The 20,444-nt window shown below is 72.1% G+C and carries 18 protein-coding genes and 6 pseudogenes; 10 read left to right on the top strand and 14 right to left on the bottom strand.

What is annotated here, in order from left to right; genetic code table 11:
* Window positions 1-108 precede the first annotated feature (108 nt).
* The 4 genes from KYY02_RS18535 (at window position 109) to KYY02_RS18550 (ending at window position 4,544) form a co-directional block, all read left to right on the top strand.
* On the top strand, window positions 109-906 hold the full coding sequence (locus KYY02_RS18535) for a rhamnogalacturonan acetylesterase (RefSeq protein ID WP_371239194.1): 798 nt from the start codon (window positions 109-111) through the stop codon (window positions 904-906).
* Window positions 907-939: 33 nt separating this feature from the next.
* Window positions 940-2,274 carry a pectate lyase family protein gene (locus tag KYY02_RS18540; protein WP_371239196.1) on the top strand — a complete coding sequence of 445 codons (1,335 nt, stop codon included), beginning with the start codon at window positions 940-942 and terminating at the stop codon, window positions 2,272-2,274.
* An 88-nt stretch (window positions 2,275-2,362) separates the two neighbouring features.
* A complete protein-coding gene (locus KYY02_RS18545) occupies window positions 2,363-3,484 on the top strand; it encodes a pectinesterase family protein (protein ID WP_371239198.1) in 1,122 nt (373 codons plus the stop codon).
* The gene (locus KYY02_RS18550) at window positions 3,468-4,544 is read left to right on the top strand and encodes a dienelactone hydrolase family protein (protein WP_371239201.1); all 1,077 of its coding nucleotides are present in this window, start codon (window positions 3,468-3,470) and stop codon (window positions 4,542-4,544) included. Before KYY02_RS18545 ends, KYY02_RS18550 begins: the two co-directional genes overlap by 17 nt.
* Here KYY02_RS18550 and KYY02_RS18555 read toward each other — a convergent pair.
* From KYY02_RS18555 to KYY02_RS18585, 7 genes and pseudogenes are all read right to left on the bottom strand, one after another.
* Window positions 4,537-4,905: pseudogene (locus KYY02_RS18555) on the bottom strand (SGBP N-terminal domain-containing protein); the annotation flags it as partial. The gene KYY02_RS18550 and the pseudogene KYY02_RS18555 overlap by 8 nt on opposite strands.
* A gap of 252 nt (window positions 4,906-5,157) precedes the next feature.
* Window positions 5,158-5,988 (bottom strand): pectate lyase, encoded by an 831-nt coding sequence (locus KYY02_RS18560; RefSeq protein ID WP_371239203.1) that lies wholly within the window; start codon window positions 5,986-5,988, stop codon window positions 5,158-5,160.
* 85 nt (window positions 5,989-6,073) lie between these two features.
* On the bottom strand, window positions 6,074-6,940 hold the full coding sequence (locus KYY02_RS18565; RefSeq protein WP_371239205.1) for a hypothetical protein: 867 nt from the start codon (window positions 6,938-6,940) through the stop codon (window positions 6,074-6,076).
* Window positions 6,937-7,542, bottom strand: coding sequence for a SigE family RNA polymerase sigma factor (locus tag KYY02_RS18570; RefSeq protein ID WP_371239207.1), 606 nt, complete (start codon window positions 7,540-7,542; stop codon window positions 6,937-6,939). Before KYY02_RS18570 ends, KYY02_RS18565 begins: the two co-directional genes overlap by 4 nt.
* A 352-nt stretch (window positions 7,543-7,894) precedes the next feature.
* A pseudogene (locus KYY02_RS18575) lies at window positions 7,895-8,202 on the bottom strand (penicillin-binding protein 2); the annotation flags it as partial.
* Between the two features lie 93 nt (window positions 8,203-8,295).
* Entirely contained in the window at window positions 8,296-8,769 is a 474-nt protein-coding gene (locus KYY02_RS18580) for a GNAT family N-acetyltransferase (protein ID WP_371239209.1), read from the bottom strand.
* 3 nt (window positions 8,770-8,772) lie between these two features.
* A complete protein-coding gene (locus KYY02_RS18585; protein ID WP_371239211.1) occupies window positions 8,773-9,546 on the bottom strand; it encodes an IclR family transcriptional regulator in 774 nt (257 codons plus the stop codon).
* 142 nt (window positions 9,547-9,688) lie between these two features.
* Between KYY02_RS18585 and KYY02_RS18590 the strand changes: the two genes are divergently transcribed.
* Window positions 9,689-11,218: an aldehyde dehydrogenase (NADP(+)) gene (locus KYY02_RS18590; protein WP_371239213.1), complete on the top strand. Its 1,530-nt coding sequence runs from the start codon at window positions 9,689-9,691 to the stop codon at window positions 11,216-11,218.
* Window positions 11,219-11,221: 3 nt separating this feature from the next.
* On the opposite strand, the pseudogene KYY02_RS18595 reads toward KYY02_RS18590, so the two are convergent.
* Window positions 11,222-11,363, bottom strand: a pseudogene (locus KYY02_RS18595) (DNA-binding response regulator); the annotation flags it as partial.
* Window positions 11,364-11,673: 310 nt separating this feature from the next.
* Between KYY02_RS18595 and KYY02_RS18600 the strand changes: the two are divergent.
* The 3 genes from KYY02_RS18600 (at window position 11,674) to KYY02_RS18610 (ending at window position 14,224) form a co-directional block, all read left to right on the top strand.
* Window positions 11,674-12,282, top strand: a complete 609-nt coding sequence (locus KYY02_RS18600; RefSeq protein ID WP_371239215.1) for a DUF1349 domain-containing protein — start codon at window positions 11,674-11,676, stop codon at window positions 12,280-12,282.
* An 82-nt stretch (window positions 12,283-12,364) separates the two neighbouring features.
* Window positions 12,365-13,075, top strand: coding sequence for a DsbA family oxidoreductase (locus KYY02_RS18605; protein WP_371239217.1), 711 nt, complete (start codon window positions 12,365-12,367; stop codon window positions 13,073-13,075).
* Between the two features lie 96 nt (window positions 13,076-13,171).
* A complete protein-coding gene (locus KYY02_RS18610) occupies window positions 13,172-14,224 on the top strand; it encodes an aminotransferase class V-fold PLP-dependent enzyme (protein WP_371239219.1) in 1,053 nt (350 codons plus the stop codon).
* A gap of 89 nt (window positions 14,225-14,313) precedes the next feature.
* Here the strand turns inward: KYY02_RS18610 and thpD are convergent, their stop codons facing one another.
* From thpD to KYY02_RS18645, 6 genes and pseudogenes are all read right to left on the bottom strand, one after another.
* Window positions 14,314-15,210 (bottom strand): ectoine hydroxylase, encoded by an 897-nt coding sequence (thpD, locus tag KYY02_RS18615; RefSeq protein ID WP_371239221.1) that lies wholly within the window; start codon window positions 15,208-15,210, stop codon window positions 14,314-14,316.
* Window positions 15,211-15,216: 6 nt separating this feature from the next.
* Window positions 15,217-15,615, bottom strand: a complete 399-nt coding sequence (locus tag KYY02_RS18620) for an ectoine synthase (protein WP_371239223.1) — start codon at window positions 15,613-15,615, stop codon at window positions 15,217-15,219.
* A gap of 35 nt (window positions 15,616-15,650) precedes the next feature.
* Window positions 15,651-16,922 (bottom strand): diaminobutyrate--2-oxoglutarate transaminase, encoded by a 1,272-nt coding sequence (ectB, locus tag KYY02_RS18625; protein WP_371239225.1) that lies wholly within the window; start codon window positions 16,920-16,922, stop codon window positions 15,651-15,653.
* Window positions 16,923-17,000: 78 nt separating this feature from the next.
* A complete protein-coding gene (gene ectA, locus KYY02_RS18630; RefSeq protein WP_371239227.1) occupies window positions 17,001-17,507 on the bottom strand; it encodes a diaminobutyrate acetyltransferase in 507 nt (168 codons plus the stop codon).
* Between the two features lie 337 nt (window positions 17,508-17,844).
* Window positions 17,845-18,380: pseudogene (locus KYY02_RS33960) on the bottom strand (DinB family protein).
* 129 nt (window positions 18,381-18,509) lie between these two features.
* Entirely contained in the window at window positions 18,510-19,610 is a 1,101-nt protein-coding gene (locus KYY02_RS18645; RefSeq protein ID WP_371239231.1) for a pyridoxal-phosphate-dependent aminotransferase family protein, read from the bottom strand.
* Between the two features lie 186 nt (window positions 19,611-19,796).
* Between KYY02_RS18645 and KYY02_RS18650 the strand changes: the two are divergent.
* Together KYY02_RS18650 and KYY02_RS18655 are read left to right on the top strand one after the other, a co-directional pair.
* A pseudogene (locus KYY02_RS18650) lies at window positions 19,797-20,222 on the top strand (transporter substrate-binding domain-containing protein); the annotation flags it as partial.
* Window positions 20,223-20,224: 2 nt separating this feature from the next.
* Window positions 20,225-20,443 (top strand): annotated as a pseudogene (locus tag KYY02_RS18655) (amino acid ABC transporter ATP-binding protein); the annotation flags it as partial.
* Window position 20,444 lies beyond the last annotated feature (1 nt).

A 20,444-nucleotide genomic window follows, 5' to 3' on the forward strand; every position in this document is an offset into this window, starting at 1 on the left:
GCCGCGGGCCGTCCCCGGTCGCTCGCGCCCACGCGGCGGAGCCGCACACCGGTACAGCTCCGCGCCCCCGAGGGGGCGCACCACCACCCCTGCTGAAAGGCACAGCTCGTGTCCCTCACGCGTAGACAGGCTGCCGTCGCTGGGATCGGCGTTCCTCTTGCGCTCGCCATGGGCGGGACCGCGCAAGCGACGCCCGGCCGGCGTTCCCGCACCCTCCACATCGCCGGTGACTCCACCGCCGCGCAGAAGTACGCCGACGCCGCGCCCGAGACCGGGTGGGGGACGGCGCTGCCCTTCCTGTTGCACCGACACCTCGCCGTCGCCAACCACGCGGTGAACGGGCGGAGTTCCAAGAGCTTCGTGGACGAGGGGCGGCTCGAGGCGATCCTCTCCTCGATCCGGCCCGGTGACTTCCTCCTCGTCCAGTTCGCGCACAACGACGAGAAGACCACCGACCCCACCCGTTACACCGAGCCCTGGTCGACGTACCAGGAGTACCTGCGGATGTACGTCGACGGGGCCCGGGCCCGCGGGGCGCGGCCCGTGCTGGCCACCGCCGTGGAGCGGCGGCGGTTCGGCGCGGACGGACGTGCCGTGCCGAGCCACGGGGAGTACCCGGCGGCGATGCGGGCGCTGGCCGCCGAGGAGCGGGTCGCGCTGCTCGACGTCCAGGCGCTGTCGCTGTCGCTGTGGCAGGAGCTCGGGGCGGAGGAGACCAAGAAGTACTTCAACTGGACGGCGACCGAGCAGGACAACACGCACTTCAGTCCGTCGGGCGCGATCGCCGTGGCGCGGCTGGTCGCCCGGGAGCTGCTGCGCACCCGGGTGCTCGCGCCGCGCGACGTGCGCCGGCTCGACGCGGAGATACCGGAGTCGTGGATCACCTGGCCGGAGGCCGTCGCCTAACACCCCTGGACCATGGAGAAGGAGAGCCGCACCATGAGCACATTCAAATGGCATGGGCATGCCACTGTGAGAGCCGCCTCGCTGGCCGGCTGCACCGCCCTCGTGCTGGCCCTGACCGGCACGGGCGCCCAGGCCCACTCCCCGTCGCACCACCACCGTGACCCCGCCCGGCAGACGCTGGGCGCGGGCGACGGCTGGGCCTCCCACGGCACCGGCACCACCGGAGGCGCCGCCGCCGACCGCGAGCACGTCCACACCGTGCGCACCTGGGCCGAGTTCAAGGCGGCCCTGGCGGACGGCGGAGACGCACCGAAGATCATCAAGGTGAAGGGGACCATCGACGCGGTCTCCGAGGGCTGCGAGGCGTTCGCCGCGCCCGGCTACGACCTCGACGCCTACCTCGAGGCGTACGCGCCGGAGACCTGGGGCCTGGAGCAGGACCTGAGCGCCGAGCCCGACGACAGCCCGGAGGGGCTGCGCAGGGCCTCCGCCGCCGCCCAGAACACCGCCATCAAGGTGAACGTCCCCTCCAACACCACGATCATCGGGGTCGGCCGGAACGCCGGCATCAAGGGCGCCAGCCTCCAGATCAAGGGCGTGGACAACGTCATCGTCCGCAACCTCACCCTCGAGAGCCCGGTCGACTGCTTCCCCCAGTGGGACCCGACCGACGGCAGCCGGGGCAACTGGAACTCCGAGTACGACACCGCCGTGGTCCACGGCTCCACCCACGTCTGGCTGGACCACAACACGTTCACCGACGGCGAGCACCCCGACAGCGAGGCCCCGACCCACTTCGGCATGCTGTACCAGCAGCACGACGGAGAGCTGGACATCGTCCGGGGCGCCAACTACGTCACCGCCTCCTGGAACGTCTTCACCGAGCACGACAAGACGATCCTCATCGGCAACAGCGACAGCGAGTCCACCGCCGTCGGCGACCGGGGCAAGCTGAAGGTGACGTTCCACCACAACCTGTTCTCGAAGCTGGTCGAGCGTGCGCCCCGTGTCCGCTTCGGCCAGGTCGACGTGTACAACAACCACTTCGTGGCCACCGATGGCTACTCCTACAGCTTCGGCATCGGCAAGGAGTCCCAGCTGGTCGCCGAGCACAACGCGTTCACCCTGGCGAAGGGCATCAGCCCGGCGAAGATCCTCAAGCGGTGGAACGACTCGCCGGTCACCGCCGGGCACAACCTGGTCAACGGCAGGCGGGTCGACCTGATCGCCGTGCACAACGCGGAGATCCCGGCCGAGACCCTGCGGTCCGGCGCCGGCTGGACCCCCACCCTGCGCACCGCCGTCCACCCGGCCAGGGCCGTCCCGGCCCTGGTGAAGCACGGTGCGGGCGCCGGCCGCATCCGCTGACACCTCCCTCCCGACAGCCGGGCCGGTGCGGTCCGCCCCCACCGCGGCCCGCGCCGGCCCGGCTCCGTCCCCCCCAAGGAGCACCCGCATGCCCTCGGCCCTGTCCAGAAGGAACCTCCTGCTCGCCGGCGCCACGGCCCCCGCCGCGCTCGCCCTCTCCGCCGCCCCGGCGCGGGCGGGCCGCCTGCCCCGCGGCCCGTTCGGCCGGTACGGTTCGCCGTCCGCCCGGCTCACCCCCGGCACCCTGTACGTCCACCCGCACGGCGCCGGCGACTTCACAGCGGTCCAAGCCGCCGTCACCGCAGCCACCGGTACCGGACGCGTCCTCGTCATCGCCCCGGGCACCTATCGCGAGACGGTCTCCGTCGACGCCGACCGCACCGGCATGACCTGGCTCGGCGCCTCCGAGGACCCCCGCGACGTGGTGATCGTCTACGACAACGCGGCCGGCACCCCCAGGCCGGACGGCTCCGGCACCCACGGCACCTCCGGCTCGGCCACCACCACCGTGCGCCCCGACGGCTTCACCGCCCGCTGGATCACCTTCGCCAACGACTGGCTGCGCACCGACCTCCCCGGCACCAGCGGCACCCAGGCGGTCGCCCTCAAGGTGCAGGGCGACCGCAGCGCCTTCACCCACTGCCGGTTCCTCGGCCACCAGGACACCCTGTACGCCGACACCCGGTCCCTGGACACCTTCGCCCGCCAGTACTTCTCCCACTGCTACGCCGAGGGCGACGTCGACTTCGTCTTCGGCCGGGCCACCGCCGTCTTCGAGCACTGCCACTTCCGCACCCTGGTCCGCCCCGACCTCACGGCCCCGCCGTACGGCTTCGTCTTCGCGCCCTCCACCGCCGGCGCCAACCCACGCGGTTATCTGGTCACCCGGAGCAGGATCGGCAGCGAGGCCCCCGACGGCCACTACAAGCTGGCCCGCCCCTGGGTGCCCAGCTCCGACACCACCGCCCGCCCCATGCTCACCGTGCGCGAGACCCACCTCGGCGCGGGCATCGACGCGGTCGCGCCCTACGCCAACATGCGGGACGCGTACCCCTGGCAGGACCAGCGCTTCGCCGAGTACCGCAACACCGGCCCCGGCGCGGTGATCACCGTGCCCGAGAACCGTCCCCGGCTCACCCGCGCGCAGGCCGCCTCGCACACCCGGGAGACGTACCTCGGCGACTGGCGGCCGTATGCCCGCCACCGGTGAACTGCCCGGATTCCACACGGTGCTCAAGGAGGAGCTGACCTTCCCGCTCGCCTGGGGCACCTCGCCGGTCCGGGACTTCGACGCGTGGCGGCGCACGGCCCGCGCGGTGGTCGAGGAGCACCTCCTCGTCGACCGGCAGGACGGGACGCCGTACGCCCCGGAGTTCACCGCCCGCTCGGACGGCGACGGGTACACGCGGGAGCTGGTCACCCTCTCCCTCACCCGCTACGGACGGGTCCGCGGCGCCCTGCTCACCCCGCGGGGCGCCGGCCCGTTCCCGGCGGTCCTGCTGCTGCACGACCACGGGTCCCGGTTCGACATCGGCAAGGAGAAGGGCGTCCGGCCCTGGTACGACGACCCCCGCCTCGCCTCCGCCGAGGAGTGGGCGCACCGGTACTTCGGCGGGCGCTTCGTCGGCGACGAACTCGCCCGGCGGGGATACGTGGTGTTCTGCGCGGACGCCCTCGGCTGGGGCGACCGCGAGCCGCTCGTCCACGAGCGGCAGCAGGCCCTGGCGAGCACCCTCTTCCACCTCGGCGGCTCCCTGGCCGGTCTGCTGGCCCGGGAGGACGTGCGCGCCGCCGGCTTCCTGGCCGGTCTCGACCGCGTGGACGCCCGGCGGATCGCGGCCCTCGGCTTCTCGATGGGCGGCTACCGCGCCTGGCAGACGGCCGCCCTCAGCGACGACGTCGCCGCCGCCGCGAGCGTGTGCTGGATGACCGGGCTCAAGGAGATGATGGTGCCCGGCAACAACGTCCTGCGCGGACAGTCGGCGTTCCACATGCTCCACCCGGGGCTCGCCCGGCACCTCGACATCCCCGACGTGGCGAGCATCGCCGCGCCGAAGCCGATGCTGTTCTTCCACGGCGGGCGCGACACCCTGTTCCCCGCCGACGGGGTGCGGGTCGCGTACGACAGGCTGCGGGCCGTGTGGCGCTCGCGCGGCGCCGAGGAGCGGCTGCGGCTGAGGACGTGGCCGGAGCGCGGCCACGTCTTCGACGCCGTGATGCAGGACGAGGTCTTCGCCTGGCTGGAGTCGGTCAGCGGCGCACCGGCCTGACCGACTCCGGGGTCGGCACGACCGGTTCGATGGTGCCGTCGGCGGCCGTCACCGTGCAGGTCTGCGGCGCGCGGAAGTCGCGGCGCGCACCGGGCCTCGGGCTGACCGTCGCGCCCGCGGCCGGCCACAGCTTCGGCGCGAGGCGCCGCAGGTCCGCGTCCGGCTCCATCGGCAGCACGACCTTGTTCGTCTCCTCGCCGACGACGGCGTACCCCTTCCGGCCGGGGGCCGTGGCGTCCGCGATCGACGTGGGGCTCCGCGGGTACGCGGCGAGCAGCCGGTCGTACTCCGCCTGCGTCACCGGGATCACGGTACCGTGCCGCGGGCTCGCGGGCAGCCGGTGGTCCGTCGACGGGGTCCACAGTGGGGTGCGAGGCGTCGACAGATGCGGTCGGGGGCGGGGAGCGCCGAAAGTTCTCGGGTGCTCCCGCCGTTCGGAGGCCCGGACACAAGGCGGACGCCCCGCCGGGTGAACCGGCGGGGCGTCCTGGTCGGCGGGCCGGATGGGGGTCCGGACCGCCAGGGGTCCCGGCCGCCCGAGGGGGGGTCGGGCAGCCGGTCACCGGGCCGCCGCACGTCGGGGCGGCGGCCCGGGGTCATGGGCCCGGCGGGATCACTTGTAGGTGATGTCCGACGCCGAGAACTTGCAGTACTTCCCGTCGGGGCCGGAGCCGAGGTCCTTCGGTTCCTTGCCCGTGTTGTTGCCCTGGTAGCGGGTGCAGGTCTTGATCTTCTTCTTGCTGTCGCCCTGGATGCGGATGTTCGACAGCGTGGCGGTGTCGCCGTAGTTGGTGTTGATGCCGACGAGCGACTTGCCGGGCGCGACGACGTCGATGTCCTTCAGCACGATCGTGCGCTTGTACTGCGTCTTGCAGTTGCCGCAGGAGCGCACCAGCTTGCCGAAGTCCTCGACCCGGAAGCCGCTGACGGTCAGCGTGCCGGCGCCGTTGAACTGCAGCACCTTGTCGTCGGCCTTCCTCGCGCCGCCGCCGATCACCTTGTACTGGGCCGACGACGACTTGCCCTTGAAGCTGGCGGCGTCCTCGCCGACGTCCAGCCACCACACGTTCTGCAGGGTGCAGCTGCCCTTGCAGTGCACGCCGTCGGCGGCCGGGGTGCCGATGATCACGTTCTTCAGTGTGGCGCCGTCGGCCAGCTCGAAGACCGGGTCCTGGCCCTCGTCCTGGCCGCCGCCGCCGAGGGCGCCGGTGCCGTAGAACTTCTTCATGCCGCCGTCGTACGTCCCGGAGACCGGGACGGTCTTGGACACCGGCTTGCTGCCGGTGTCGGAGGGCCAGGTCGATGCGGCGCCCGCGGTGGACAGCATCGTCGTGGTGACGATCGCCGCCCCCGTGATGCCGAGCGCGGAGACTCCGGCGATCACGGCCCGCCGCGTGGTGGTCCGGCGGCGGTGGGAGGCGCGCTGTTCGGGTCGTGCAGTCATGCGCAATGTCCTTGCATGGAGAGGGTCTTTGCGCCTACTGGTCGCCGCCGCCCCGGAAAGGGTTGCCGCTCCGGACGATCTTTTTTCACGAGTCCTCGTCGTCCGCCTCGTCCCCGTCGCCCTCGTCGTCCTGCGCCGCGAAGCCGCCGCCGACCGCGAGCTGTTTGGAGCCGGTGCCGGCCCTCACCGTGTAGGTGTCGTCCCCGGCGTCCCGGCCGCCGCGCTCGTGGTCGTACTGCCCCGCGAAGACCCACTCGCCGGGCTTGATCGCACGGCCGTCCTTGAGCGTCCAGACGTAGACGAGGAAGCCGTCCCGCTCGTCCACCGAGAGCTCGAAGTCGTCCTCGGGCAGCGAGCGCCAGGCGCCCGTGGAGGTCACCCCGCCGGTCTGCGCGATCCGCAGTTCCACGGTGAGCGAGGCCAGCCGCTCGGTGGTCTTCAGGGTGACGTTGCTCTGCGCCCAGAACTCGTTGCTGTGCGGGTCCACCGAGCCGTCCGACCACAGCGGCCCGTCCTCGACCCCGGCCGGCGGGCGGGCGGGGCCGCCGGCCGGACTCGGCGTTCCCGCGGGCTCGGTGGCCGTGTTCCGGGGCTGCTCGGAGATGTCCGGCACGGGGTTCACCGACGGCTCGGGCGGCCGGCTCGTCGCCTCCGGGGACGGTGTGGGCGTCGGTGAGACGGCCACCTGCCGCTGCGGCGGCTTCTCGTCCTGCACCGAGGACGCGACCGCGTAGCCGCCCACCGCCAGCACCCCGGCCACCGCGGCCGTCGCACCCGCCACCCGGAACCAGCCGAACACCGGCGGGCGCGCGGCCCGGTGCTCGGGGCGGGCCGGTCCGGCCATGCCGCGCTCCACCCGGGCCAGCATGCGCTCCCTGTCGGGCTCGTGGGCCCCGGCCGCCTCCTGCAGCCGGGCGCGCAGCTCCTCGTGCACGTCCCGCCGCATCGTCATCGCTTCCTTCCCCTGGCCCCGTGGGGGCGTTTGCGCGCGTTCCCGACCGCTTCCCCGCCCGCGGTGGCCGCCACTGCCGCGTGCACCTGACGCGGTACCTCCCGCGTGCCCAGCAGTCGCTGCAGTTCGGCCATCCCCTTCGAGGTCTGGCTCTTCACCGTACCCACCGAGACGCCCAGAGCCAGCGCGGTGTCCTTCTCCGACAGGTCGAAGGCGTGTCGCAGCACCACACACGCCCGCTTGCGGAACGGCAGCCGGCGCAGCGCCTCCTGCACGTCCACCACCCCCGGCACGTCGGGATTCTCGATCCGTTCCTCGCGCGGCGACCAGAACAGCGCGATCCGCCGCCGTTCGCGCACCGCGCTGCGGATCCGGGTACGGGCCAGATTGGCCACCACGCCCCGGGCGTACGCCGCCGGATGGTCGGCGGCGCGCACCCGGTCCCAGCGGTGCCACAGTGCCAGCAGCGCGTCCGCCGCCAGATCGTCGGCGGTGTCCGCCTCACCCGTCAGCAGATGCGCCAGCCGGGACAGTTCGGCGTAGTGGCGTTCGAAGAACGCGTGGAACTCCGCGGAGGCGGTGTCGTCGACGACGGTGCCCACGGGCGACCTCCCCTCGCAGCGGCGTCGGGCGCCCGACGGGCACCGGTGACGGTGTGTGTCATGTAGATGACATGTGAACGACCGGAGTGACCGGCACGATTTCCGGAGCGTAGCAGTGATCATTCACAGGTCCGTGCGGAGGGTCGAACGATGTCTGGCCGGTCGGTGTACGCATCCGTACCACGGGCCGCGGCGGAGCGAGATCCGACACGGGCCCGGCCGCGTGGACGACCGACACGGAACAGCCGTCCGCGCGACGGGGGGCAGCCACCCGCGCGAGGTGACGGGCCGCCCCCGGGAGGAAGGGGCGGTCCGTCCGCACGGACGGCCTGCCGGCCGGGGAGACTCAGTCCTCCGGCTGCGTCGGCGCGTAGGCCTGCGAGGCGTAGCCCGTCACCGCCGCGTACAGCGGGCCGCCCTCGTACGTGCGCTTGTACGCGCGAGGTCGCCTCCCTCCGTCCGCGCCGAGCCGGTGACCGATTCACCGGCCACGACGATGTTCCCGAGCGGCTCCGCGTAGGTCTCGATCGCGTTGCGCCGGGTGTCACTGTCGTCCGCGAGCGCCCGGCCCTCGTAGAACTGCACCCAGGCCGCCCTGACCAGCAGGGCGGGCACCAGGAGCGGGGTGAGGACGCAGGCGCGCCTGATCGTCCTGTTCACCGCGATCGGACAGAAGAACGAGCGGCGTCGGATCGTTCCCGTCCCCCCGTTTTCTCGTCGGACGTTCATCGAGCGGCCGTGCCGCCCGGACGGTCAGCGGTCCAGTGCGAGCACCAGCTCGTCGACCTCCGCACCCCGCGCGGGCGCGTACGCGGCGGCCCGCCCGGAGACCTCGAAACCGCACCGCTCCAGCACCCGCCGCGACGCCGCGTTGTCCGCGGCCACGCGCGCGTACAGCGGGCGCTCGCCCACCTCCGCGAGGAGGGCGCGCAACGCGGCCGTGGCGATCCCCTTGCCCCAGTGGGCGCGGTCGACCCAGTACGTCACCTCGCGCTCGCCCGCCTCCCCGTACACCGACGCGTGTCCCACCACGTCGCCGTCGCCCAGCACCGTGCGCACCACGATCCCCGGCGAGCTGCGGAGGTGCGCCCAGTGGGCGTCGAAGCGGTCCCGGTCGGCCGGGTCCTCGGGGGTGAAGGCCGCCATGCGCAGCGCCTCCGGGTCGTTCAGCTGCCGGTAGAGGACCGGCAGGTCGCTGTCGTGCACCGGACGCAGGGCGATGTCCACGGGTCAGAGCCTCCGGGTGGCCAGGGTCAGCCGGTCGCGGGCGTCGAGCAGGGCGTCCTTGACCATCTGCTCGTGCGCGGGCGTGAGCCGTGCCACCGGCACCGAGCAGCTGATCGCGTCCCGCGCGGGGGTGCGGTACGGGATCGCCACACCGAAGCAGCGCAGCCCCAGCGTGTTCTCCTCGCGGTCCACGGCGAAGCCCTGCTCCCGCACCAGGCGCAGCTCCTCGATGAGCTTCTCCCGGTCCGTGATGGTGTTCTCGGTCAGCGCGGGCAGCGTCTCCGGGAGCATCTTGCGCACCTGCTCGTCCGGGTACGTGCTCAGCAGCGCCTTGCCCAGCGACGTCGAGTGCGCGGGCAGCCGTCGGCCGACCCGGGTGAACGGGCGCAGGTAGTGCTGCGACTGACGGGTGGCGAGGTAGACCACGTTGGTGCCGTCGAGCCGGGCGAGGTGGATGGTCTCCGTGGTGTCGTCGGAGAGCCGGTCCAGTGTGGGGCGGGCCGCCGCGACGACCTCGTCGCCGTCGATGTACGACGTGCCCACCAGCAACGCCCGTACGCCGATGCCGTACCGCGTGCCCGTCGCGTCCGTCTCCACCCAGCCGAGGTCCACGAGGGTGCGCAGCAGCATGTAGAGGCTCGACTTGGGGTACCCGACGGCCTCCTGGACCGCCGCCAGGGAGTGCATGCCGGGGCGCCCGGCGAAGTACTCGAGCAGTTCGACGGTCCGCACCGCGGACTTGACCTGCGCCCCACCGCCCGTCTCGCCAGCCGACATCGCCCTTGACCCCCTCGTTCGCCGGGAAATAGTCTCCGAAGTACATTCACCCACAGAGACACTGTTCAGTATATCGAACACGCCTGTGGGGTGAGGCACATACTGCGGCATCGCATGCGGCAATCAAGTGGAGGGACCCACGGTGGCAGCAGCACCAGTCTGGAGTGTCGACCCCCGAACCGGGAAGCAGCGTGAACAGGTTGCGGTGGAGGCCACAGCCCAGGAGGTCGACGCCGCCGTCCGCGCCGCGCACGACGCGCGCGGCGCGCTGACGGACCGCACCGTCCGCGCGGCCTTCCTGCGCACGGCCGCCGACGAGCTCGAGGCGGCCAGGGACCAGCTTGTCGAGGTCGCCGACGCGGAGACCGCGCTCGGTCCGGTCCGGCTCACCGGCGAACTCGCCCGCACCTGCTACCAGCTGCGGGCCTTCGCCGGCATCGTCGAGGAGGGCGCCTTCCTCGACGTCGTCATCAACCACCCCGACGACACCGCGACCCCGCCCGTCCCGGACCTGCGCCGCTACAAGATCCCGCTCGGCGTCGTCGCCGTCTACTCGGCGTCCAACTTCCCCTTCGCCTTCTCCGTGGCCGGCGGCGACACCGCGAGCGCGCTCGCGGCCGGCTGCCCGGTCGTCGTCAAGGCCCACCCCGACCACCCCGGACTGTCCGAACTGGTCGCCAAGGTGCTGCGCCGGGCCGCCGCCCGCCACGACGTCCCCGAGGGCGTGCTCGGCCTGGTGCACGGCTTCGAGGCCGGCATCGAACTGATCGAGCACCCGCTGGTCTCGGCGGCCGGTTTCACCGGTTCCGTCCGAGGGGGCCGTGCCCTCTTCGACGCGGCCGCCGCCCGGCCCGTCCCGATCCCGTTCCACGGCGAGCTGGGCTCGCTGAACCCGGTCGTCGTCACCGAGGCCGCCGCCGCCGAGCGCGGCGAGGCGATCGGCGCCGGGCTCGCCGGTTCGATGACGCTGGGCGTCGGCCAGTTCTGTGTGAAGCCGGGCCTCGTCCTCGCGCCGGCCGGCGCGGCCGGCGACGCGCTGGTCAAGTCGCTGACGGACGCCGTCAGCGACACCGACGCGGGTGTCCTGCTCGACCACCGCATGCGCGACAACTTCGTCGCCGGGGTCGCCGAACGCGCCCAGCTGCCCGACGTGGAGTCCCCGGTGACGCCGGGCGCGGGCGGCGAGCACACCGTCAGCGCGGGCTTCCTCACCGTCCCCGCGAGCCGGCTGGCCCAGGAGGGCGAGCACGACCTGCTGCTCGAGGAGTGCTTCGGGCCGGTCACCGTCGTGGCCCGCTACGAGGACGACGCCGAGGTGCGGGGTGTGCTGTCGCGGCTGCCGGGCAACCTCACGGCGACCGTGCAGCTGTCCGCCGAGGAGGCGGCGGGGGAGGGCCGCGGGGCGGAGCTGGTGCAGGAGCTGACGCCGCTGGCCGGGCGGGTCCTGGTCAACGGCTGGCCGACGGGCGTCGCGGTCGCCCCGGCCCAGCACCACGGCGGCCCGTACCCGGCGACCACCTCCACCTCCACGTCGGTGGGTGGCACGGCCATCGAGCGGTGGCTGCGGCCGGTCGTCTACCAGGGCACGCCCGAGGCCCTGCTGCCCGCGGAACTGAAGGACGACAACCCGTTGGGGCTGCCCCGGAGGTTCAACGGCCGGCTGGAGCGCTGAGGCTCACCCCGCGCTCGGCTCCTGGCCCGCGTCGCGGGCCAGGAGCGCCGCCCGCACCCTGTCGTCGCAGTCGAGCTTGGTCAGGATGCGGCTGGTGGGTCTTCACCGAGACCCCGGTCATGTGCAGGCGGGCGCCGGCGTCCGCGCGGCGGCGAGCCGGTGACGGAGCGGCAGGCCGGTACGGGGTGTCTTTGCTGCGTCCACGCGCAGACGATGGAAGGCCGCCCCCGGAGGCCCGCATCCCCCTTCGGCGCGGCTGCGGACGGCGAAAGTGGACCCCGGCCGTCAAGGGACCTGCCTCTTCGGTCGTTGCGGATGACGCCTCACGGAGAACGCTGCCGCGCCCGGTCCGGACCCGTGCCTCGTCACCGCCCGGGCCGTGGCCCCGGACAGGCTCCGGGACCGCCGACCGGAACCGCCCCCGGGCACCGGGCCCCGCCTGGAAGAATCCCGCCATGGACCTCGAGATCCCCGAACTGCCCTTCCCCTTGCACACCTACGGCCCCGACGGCCACTGGTCCCACGAGGACGGCGTCCTCACCGGATGGGCCGGGCCCCGGCAGGACCGTTTCGTGCCGCCCACCGACGAGGCCCTGGACCCCGCCTCCGACGCGCCGCGCCTGCTGGGCGCGCCCGAGGGGGACTTCCAGCTGATCGCCCGCGTCACGGTCGGCTTCGCCGCCTCCTTCGACGCCGGCGTCCTCTACGTCCACGTGGGCGAACGGACGTGGGCCAAGCTCTGTCTGGAGTACTCGCCGGACGTGCCCACCGTCTGCACGGTGGTCACCCGGGGCCACTCCGACGACGTCAACTCCTTCACTGTCGAAGGCAGTTCCGTCTGGCTCCGGGTGAGCCGCACCGGGCGTGCCTTCGCCTTCCACGCCTCCCGGGACGGCGAGCGCTGGATCTTCGTCCGCCTCTTCACCCTCGGTGACGAGAAGGAGACGGGGGCCGCCCTGGTCGGCTTCATGACCCAGTCGCCGACCGGGGAGGGGTGCGCGGTGACGTACGACCACATCGAGTACCGGCCCCACTGGCCGCGTGACCTGCGGGACGGCGGCTGAGGGAATGGAAGCAGCTCGTTGAACGTTCACGTAGTCACCGGAGGGAGTCTCCGTACCCGTACGACCTGGAGTGCCGATCACGATGCGCGTCGAAATCTGGTCCGATATCACCTGCCCTTGGTGCTATGTCGGAAAAGCCCGCTTCGAGAAGGCGTTGGCGGCCTTCCCGTACCGGGATCAGGTCCAGGTCGTGCACCGCTCCTTCGAGCTGGACCCGGGCCGCGCCAAGGACGACGTGCAGCCGGTGATCTTGATGCTCACCAGGAAGTACGGCATGAGCGAGGCGCAGGCCGAGGCCGGTGAGGACAATCTGGGCGCCCAGGCCGCCGCCGAGGGCCTGCCCTACCGCACCCGGGGCCGCGACCACGGCAGCACCTTCGACATGCACCGGCTGCTGCACTTCGCCCGCGAGCGGGGCCGCCAGGTGGAACTGCTCGACCTGCTGTACAAGGCGAACTTCGCCGAGGAGCGGTCCGTCTTCGACGACGACGAACGTCTCGTCCAGCTCGCCGGCGCCGCCGGTCTCGACACCGACGCGGTGCGCGAGGTCCTCGCCGACCCGCAGGCGTACGCCGACGCGGTGCGCGCCGACGAGCGCGAGGCCGCGCAGTTCGGCGCGAACGGCGTGCCGTTCTTCGTGCTGGACCGCAAGTACGGCGTCTCCGGCGCCCAGCCCGCCGAGGTGTTCACCCGGGCGCTGACCCGGGCCTGGGACGAGCGCCCGCCGCTGGCGCTGGTCGACGGCGACGCGGAGGCCTGTGGTCCGGACGGATGCGCGGTGCCGCAGAAGTAGGACGCGCCGGCCGGCGCGTACGCATAAGCCTTCCTTCGGGACACCGAACGGAACCCGGCAATGGACGGGGAGGCCCCGGGGCCGCAGAGTGGTCCCATGGAGACCTTCGAGAACCTCGTCCGTGCCGAGTTCGTCCCGGAGAACGCCTACCTGAACACCGCGAGCAACGCTCTCCTGCCCGCACGCACCGTGGCCGCGCTCCAGGACGCCGTGCGCCTGCGCGCACAGGGCCGTCCCCTGGATCCGCTGTTCGCCGACGTCGAGGCCTGTCGTGCCGCGTACGCCCGGCTGGCCGGCGTCCCGGCCGAGCGGGTGGCGGCCGGCGCCACGGTCGCCCTGCACACCTCACTGATCGCCGCCTCGCTGTCGCCGGGCGCAGAAGTCCTCACCGCGGAGGGCGACTTCACCTCCGTACTGAACCCCTTCCACGCGCGCGGCGACCTCAAGGTCCGGACCGCGCCGCTGGAGCGGCTCGCCGACTCCGTGCGGCGCGGCACCGCGCTGGTCGCGGTCAGCGCCGTACAGTCCGCCGACGGCCGGATCGCCGACCTGCCCGCGCTGGGAGAGGCGGCGCGCGGCCACGGGGCGCGCACCTACGTCGACTTCTCCCAGGCGGCCGGCTGGCTCCCGATCACGGCGGACGCCTACGACTACAGCGTCTCCATCACCTTCAAGTGGCTGCTCGGCCCGCACGGGGTGGCCTTCCTCGTCGTCCCCGAGGACTTCGGCGACCTGACGCCGGTGCAGGCGGGCTGGGTCGCGGGGGAGGACCCCTGGGACAGCTGCTACGGTCCCGTCACCGAACTCGCCCGCTCCGCCAGGCGGTTCGACTCCAGCCCCGCCCTGTTCGACTACGCGGGACTGCGCGCCTCCCTCGAACTCGTCGAGGAACTCGGGGTGGACGCCGTCCGCGCCCACGACCTGGCTCTCGCCGACCGCTTCCGCGCGGGGCTCGCCACGCTGGGCCACACGCCCGTGCCCTCGCCCGGTTCGCCGATCGTGTCCGTGCCCGGGCTCGGACGCCTCCAGCCGGAACTGGCCGAGGCGGGCATCCAGGTGTCGAACCGCGCGGGCAACCTGCGGGCGTCCTTCCACCTCTACAACACGGCCGCCGACGTGGACCGGCTGCTGGACGTGCTGTCCGGCTGACCGCAGAGCGGCGGGCCGGCGCCTCCCGTCCCTACTTCAGGAGGCCCGGCCCGCAGCCCTGTGGTGCGCCCACCGCACCGTCCCAGCGCCTACTTCACCGGGGTGAAGTCCCGCGCCCCGATGAACTCGGGCCGCCGGATCGGTGCCGCGAACGGTTCGACCGCCGCGTTCTCCACGCTGTTGAACACGATGAACACGTTGCTGCGCGGGAACGGCGTGATGTTGTCCCCGGAGCCGTGCATGGCGTTGCAGTCGAACCAGGTGGCCGAGCCGGCCTTGCCGGTGAACAGCTTGATGCCGTACTCCGACGCCATCTTCGTCAGCGCCTCGTCGGACGGCGTCCCCGCGTCCTGCATCTGCAGGGACTTCTTGTAGTTGTCCTTCGGCGTGGCCCCCGCGCACCCGAGGAACGTCTTGTGCGACCCCGGCATGATCATGAGGCCGCCGTTGGTGTCGTAGTTCTCGGTGAGCGCGATCGAGACCGAGATGGTGCGCATGTTCGGCAGGCCGTCCTCGGCGTGCCAGGTCTCGAAGTCCGAGTGCCAGTAGAAGCCGCTGGCGCCGAAGCCGGGCTTGACGTTGATCCGTGACTGGTGGACGTAGACGTCCGAGCCGAGGATCTGCCGGGCCCGTCCGACCACCCGCTCGTCGCGCACCAGGTTCGCGAACACCTCGCTGATCCTGTGCACTTCGAAGACGGACCGGATCTCCTTGGACTTCGGCTCGACGATCGAGCGCTCGTCCGCGCGGATCTCCGGGTCGCTGATCAGCCGCTCCAGCTCGCGCTGGTAGACGGTGACCTCGTCCGGCCCGATCAGCTGGTCGATGGCGAGGAAGCCGTCGCGGTCCAGGGCCTGCAGGTCAGCGGTCGAGACGGGACCGGGTGTGTCCGGGGAGCCCCAGACGACCGGGTCCTGGCGGGGGGTCGCCACCTCGGTGGCACCACGGGTCGGGTAGAGATCGGTGACGTGCGTACTCGTGGTCACGGTGACTCACACCTCCTCGGTGAGCAGCGGGTAGACGCCGTTCTCGTCGTGGTCCTCCCGCCCGGTGACGGGCGGGTTGAAGACACAGATGCAGTGGAAGTCCTCCTTGACCTTGAGCGTGTGCCGCTCGTGGCCGTCCAGGAGGTACATGGTGCCGGGCGTGATGTGGTACGTCTTCCCGGTCTCGCGGTCGGTCAGTTCGGCGTCGCCCTTGGTGCAGACGACGGCCTCGATGTGGTTCGCGTACCACATGTCGGTTTCCGTGCCCGCGTAAAGGATCGTCTCGTGCACGGAGAAGCCGACCTTCTCCTTGGCGAGGACGATGCGCTTGCTCTCCCACGTGCCGGACGCCGATCTCACGTGCCGGTCGGTGCCTTCGATCTCCTTGAACGAACGGACGATCACGGTGTTGCGATGCCTCCTCGGCTCGGATGTGTCTTTCAGGCGGTTTCCCGGACGGCCCGGGCGAGGGTGGTGAGACCCTCGTCCAGCTCGTCCGGGGTGATGGTCAGGGACGGCAGCAGCTTGACGACCTCGCTCTCGGGGCCGGACGTCTCGATGAGCAGCCCGAGTGCGAAGGCGCGCCGGGCGATGCGGTCCGCGCGCTCCTTGTCGTGGAACTCCATGCCCCACACCAGGCCGCGGCCGCGGTACTCCTTGACGTCGGCGAGGTTCTCCTCGGTGATGGCGATCAGCGCCTGCTCGACCTGCTCGCCGCGCGCACGGGTCTGCTTCTCCATCGCGGAGCCGTCGGCCCAGTACGCCTCCAGGGCCGCGGTGGCCGTGACGAAGGCGGGGTTGTTGCCGCGGAAGGTGCCGTTGTGCTCGCCCGGCTCCCAGACGTCCAGTTCGGGCTTGAACAGGGTCAGCGCCATCGGCAGCCCGTAGCCGCTGATCGACTTGGAGACGGTGACGATGTCGGGCGTGATGCCGGCCTCCTCGAAGGAGAAGAAGGCGCCGGTGCGGCCGCAGCCCATCTGGATGTCGTCGACGATCAGCAGCATGTCCTGGCGTTCGCACAGCTCGGCCAGGGCGCGCAGCCACTCGGGCCGGGCGACGTTGATGCCGCCCTCGCCCTGCACGGTCTCGACGATCACGGCGGCGGGCTTGTTGAGGCCGGACCCCTGGTCCTCGAGGAGCCGCTCGAACCACAGGAAGTCCGGGACCTGGCCGTCGAAGTAGTTGTCGAACGGCATCGGCGTGCCGTGCACCAGCGGGATGCCGGCGCCGGCCCGCTTGAAGGCGTTGCCGGTCACGGCGAGCGAGCCCAGCGACATGCCGTGGAAGGCGTTGGTGAAGGAGACGATCGCCTCACGCCCCTTCACCTTCCGGGCCAGCTTCAGCGCGGACTCCACGGCGTTGGTGCCCGTCGGTCCCGGGAACATGACCTTGTACGGCAGGTCGCGCGGACGCAGGACGTAGTTCTGGAAGGACTCCAGGAACGTGCGTTTGGCCGTCGTCGACATGTCGAGGCCGTGGGTGACGCCGTCGCGCTCCAGGTAGTCGATCAGGGCCCGTTTCAGCACGGGGTTGTTGTGCCCGTAGTTGAGTGAGCCGGCTCCGGCGAAGAAGTCGAGGTACTCGTGGCCGTCCTCGTCGTACATGCGGCTGCCGTGCGCGCGGTCGAAGACGGTGGGCCAGCCGCGGCAGTAGCTGCGCACCTCGGACTCGAGGGTCTCGAAGACGCTGAGGTCGGGCTGGGTGATGGTCACGACGAATCGCTCCTCGGTGGCGTGGGAGGTCAGAGGGAGTCGGAAGAAGTCGGGGGAATCGGGGGCCGGGCCGCGCGGTCAGCGCGTGAGCGGCCCGATGCGGTACAGCACCTCGGGGTCGTGCGGTCCGTCGGGGAACTGGCCGGAGTCGAACAGCACCTCGCGCTCCAGCAGGGCGCCGCGGCGCTCCGCGAACGCGGTGAACAGGCGCTCGGACGCGGTGTTGCCCGGCGTGATGGTGGTCTCCACGGTGTCCACACCGTGCTCCTGGGCGGTCCGGGCGGTCAGTCCGTCGAGCAGGGCGGCGGCGATACCGCGGCCGCGGTGCGACGCGTCGACCGCGACCTGCCAGACGAGCAGGGTGCGCGGGCTGTCCGGCCGCAGGTATCCGCTGACGAAGCCGATCGGCTCTCCGCGCTCGTCGCGAGCGACGGCCGAGGTGGCGGCGAAGTCACGGCACCACAGCAGATAGCTGTACGACGAGTTCAGGTCGAGGACCTTCGAGTCCCTGGCTATCCGCCACAGCACGGCTCCGTCCGCCACGGTGGGGCGGTCGATTTGCAGGTCTGCTTGTGCGGCAGTCATGTGAATTGAACTTACCCAGGTAAATTGAAAATTGCATCGCCTGTTGGGGTTACGCGCAGGCGAGATCTGTGTTATCACGCGGGCGGGTGGGGTCGCGCGAGGCGCAGCGAGATGCCTGATTTGTACCGGTACATAAGCCGCAGAACGGGCATCATGTGGAACCGGTCACAAGTGCGTAACTCCCGTGACGCCCTGCTCCCGGTCTCGAAAACGTGGCGTTTAGGTTCTGGAGAAACGGGCAGAAGAAGACGGGAAGCTGCTCCGCGAAGCAGCCGGTAAATGAGTAAAGAATGTCGCGGGAGAATTTGTGCGAAGGGTTCCGATGATTCCACGGAATTCAGGACCCGGTCACTCCGTCGATACGCTCCCGCAACAGATCCGCGTGGCCGTCGTGCCGCGCGTACCCCTCGACGAGGTGGATGAGCACCCAGCGCAGACCGACCTCCGCCCCGGCGAGCGGCCCCTCGGCGAGCCGCCCGGTGTCCTCAAGCGCCGGCCCCGCGCACAGCCCCCGCCCGCGCGCCACCTCCCGGCGCCGGACGCCGAGCGCCTCGTCGACCCCCGCGCGGGATCGAGGGCGAACCCGCCCCGGTCCTCGAACAGCGGCGGGGCACGTCGAGGCCGGCGATCACCCGCTGGAACCGGCTCCGCTCGACCTCGGCGAGGTGCTGCACCAGCCCCGGCAGGGTCGGCGACGACGGCTCGGCGGACGCGCGACGCGCCTGGGCGTCGTCCGGCCCCGCACACTGCAGCGCGAGCGTCCCGCGCTGGTGCTCCAGCCGCTCCTCCAGCATCGGCCGCTCCTCACCGGTGGACCGGGGGGCGTCCGTCGGGCAGTGCGGTCGGCACCGGCGGGGACGGGCCGGCAGTCATGGGGCGGCATGGTACGGCCCCCGGCGGCCGGACGCGGCTTTGAGGGAGAACGGCCGTGGGGCGCCCCCGCCTCCCGGCTGGTGGCGTCCGGTGCGCCGTCGGCCGACGCCGGGCCTCCTCCGGACCCGGCTACCGCCAGGCCTTCTCCGCCGCGTCCAGTGCTGCCGGGAGGTCCGCCGTCAGGCCCGCGTCCGTCATCGCCGTGCTCAGGGCCGTCAGGCAGGCGCGTACCGTGCCCGGAGCCGCCTCGGGGCCGTAGTGGTTGACGCGGATCATCTCCTGGGCGAGCGCGCCGCCGCCCGCGGCCAGCGGGAGGGCCGGATCGGCGGACAGGGCGCGGGCCACCAGGTCCGCGGCCGCCGTGCCGGACGGCGCCCGCAGGGTCGTGGCGACGGGCGCCGCCTCCGCCGCGTCGCGCACGTACGGCTCCAGGCCTCCGCCCAGCGCGAGGGCGCCCGCCCGCGTCGCCGCCGCCGCCGACGCGTGCCGTGCCACCAGCGCGTCGAGTCCCGCCGCCTCGATCCGCTCCACGCACGCCTCGAGCGCCAGCATCTCCAACTGCGCCGGAGCGTGCAGCAGCGCCTTGCGGCCGCCGTCGATCCAGCGCTCCTTCCAGTCCAGCAGCGACAGGTAGGAACGGCGCGGCGCCCGCGGGTTCGCCGCCATCCGCGCCCACGCCCGCTCGCTCACCGACACCGCCGACACCCCGGCCGGACCGCCCATCGCCTTCTGCGCCCCGATCACGCACAGGTCCACGCCCCACGCGTCCGGCAGCACCGGCTCCGCACCGACCGACGCCACCGCGTCCAGGTAGAACAGCGCCCCGTGCGCCCGCACCACCTCGCCGATCTCCGCGACCGGGTTGGTGTTCCCGGTTGCCGCCTCCGCGTGGACCAGGGACACGAAGTCGATCTCCGGGTGCTCGGCGAAGGCGGCCCGGACCTGCCCGGCCGTCACCGCCGTGTGGAACGGCACCGCCAGGTCGATCACGGTGGCGCCGCAGTCCCGCAGCCAGTCGCCGAAGGTCTGCCCGTAGGGGCCGGTGATGACGTTCAGCGCGGTCGTGCCGGGACCGGCCGTCGCGCGGATCGCGCCCTCCAGCGGCAGCAGTGCCTCACCCTGTGTGATCACGACGTCCTGCCCGGTGCGCAGCAGCCGCGCCACCCGGTCCTCGATCGAGGCGAAGCGTGCGGCGCTCAGCGGGGGCAGGTCGAGGAGGAGGTGGGTCACGGCGGTGCTCTCTTTACTTCGCGACGGCGCGGGTACGTACGACGAGGTCGAGGGTAAACCTTCGCCCGGTGCGCGGTCCGACCGCAGGGTTCCCAGGCCGGGCGGCCCCGTGACCATCGGTTTGGTTTGAGGGTCTCCAGCCTTTCCTTATCATGTGAAGCCACAGTTCCTTGACAGCAGGCTCCTGTGAAGACGCTTCCCGGCCGCCGGGCCCGTGCTCTGGCCGCCACCACCGCGACGGCCGGGCTGGTCCTCCTGACCGCCTGCACCTCCAGCGACGACGGAGGCGGCGGCTCGAAGACCGCCGCCGACGGGGTCGAGGTCGTCAAGGCGGTGCAGCTCACCACCTGCACCCACCTCCCGTACCCGCCCCTCCGGTCGGAGATCGACGGCAAGGTCCAGGGCTTCGACGTCGCGCTGATCGACCTGGTCGCCGAGGACCTGGAGGTGGAGCAGGAGGTCCTCGACAGGCCCTTCGAGAACTTCAGGACCGGCGCCTTCCTCAACTCCGGCGAGTACGACCTGGCCGCGGCCGGCATGACCATCACCGAGGAGCGGAAGAAGAACGTCGACTTCTCCGACCCGTACTTCCACGCCACCCAGGCCGTCCTCGGACGATGATGGTCGTCACCCACGAGATGACCTCCGCCCGCGAAGTCGCCGACCGGGTCGTCTTCATGGACGGCGGGGTGATCGTCGAGGACGGAGCCTCCGAACAGGTCATCGGCCGGCCCCGGCACGAACGCACCCGCCACTTCCTCCCCCGCCTCCTCGACCCCGCCATGGCGGACGTGGAGGAGGAGACCTCGGACCAGGTGGGCGGGCCCGGGTAAC

The organism is Streptomyces pimonensis, assembly GCF_041380215.1.
In the GTDB taxonomy this organism is placed as follows: Bacteria; Actinomycetota; Actinomycetes; order Streptomycetales; family Streptomycetaceae; genus Streptomyces; species Streptomyces pimonensis.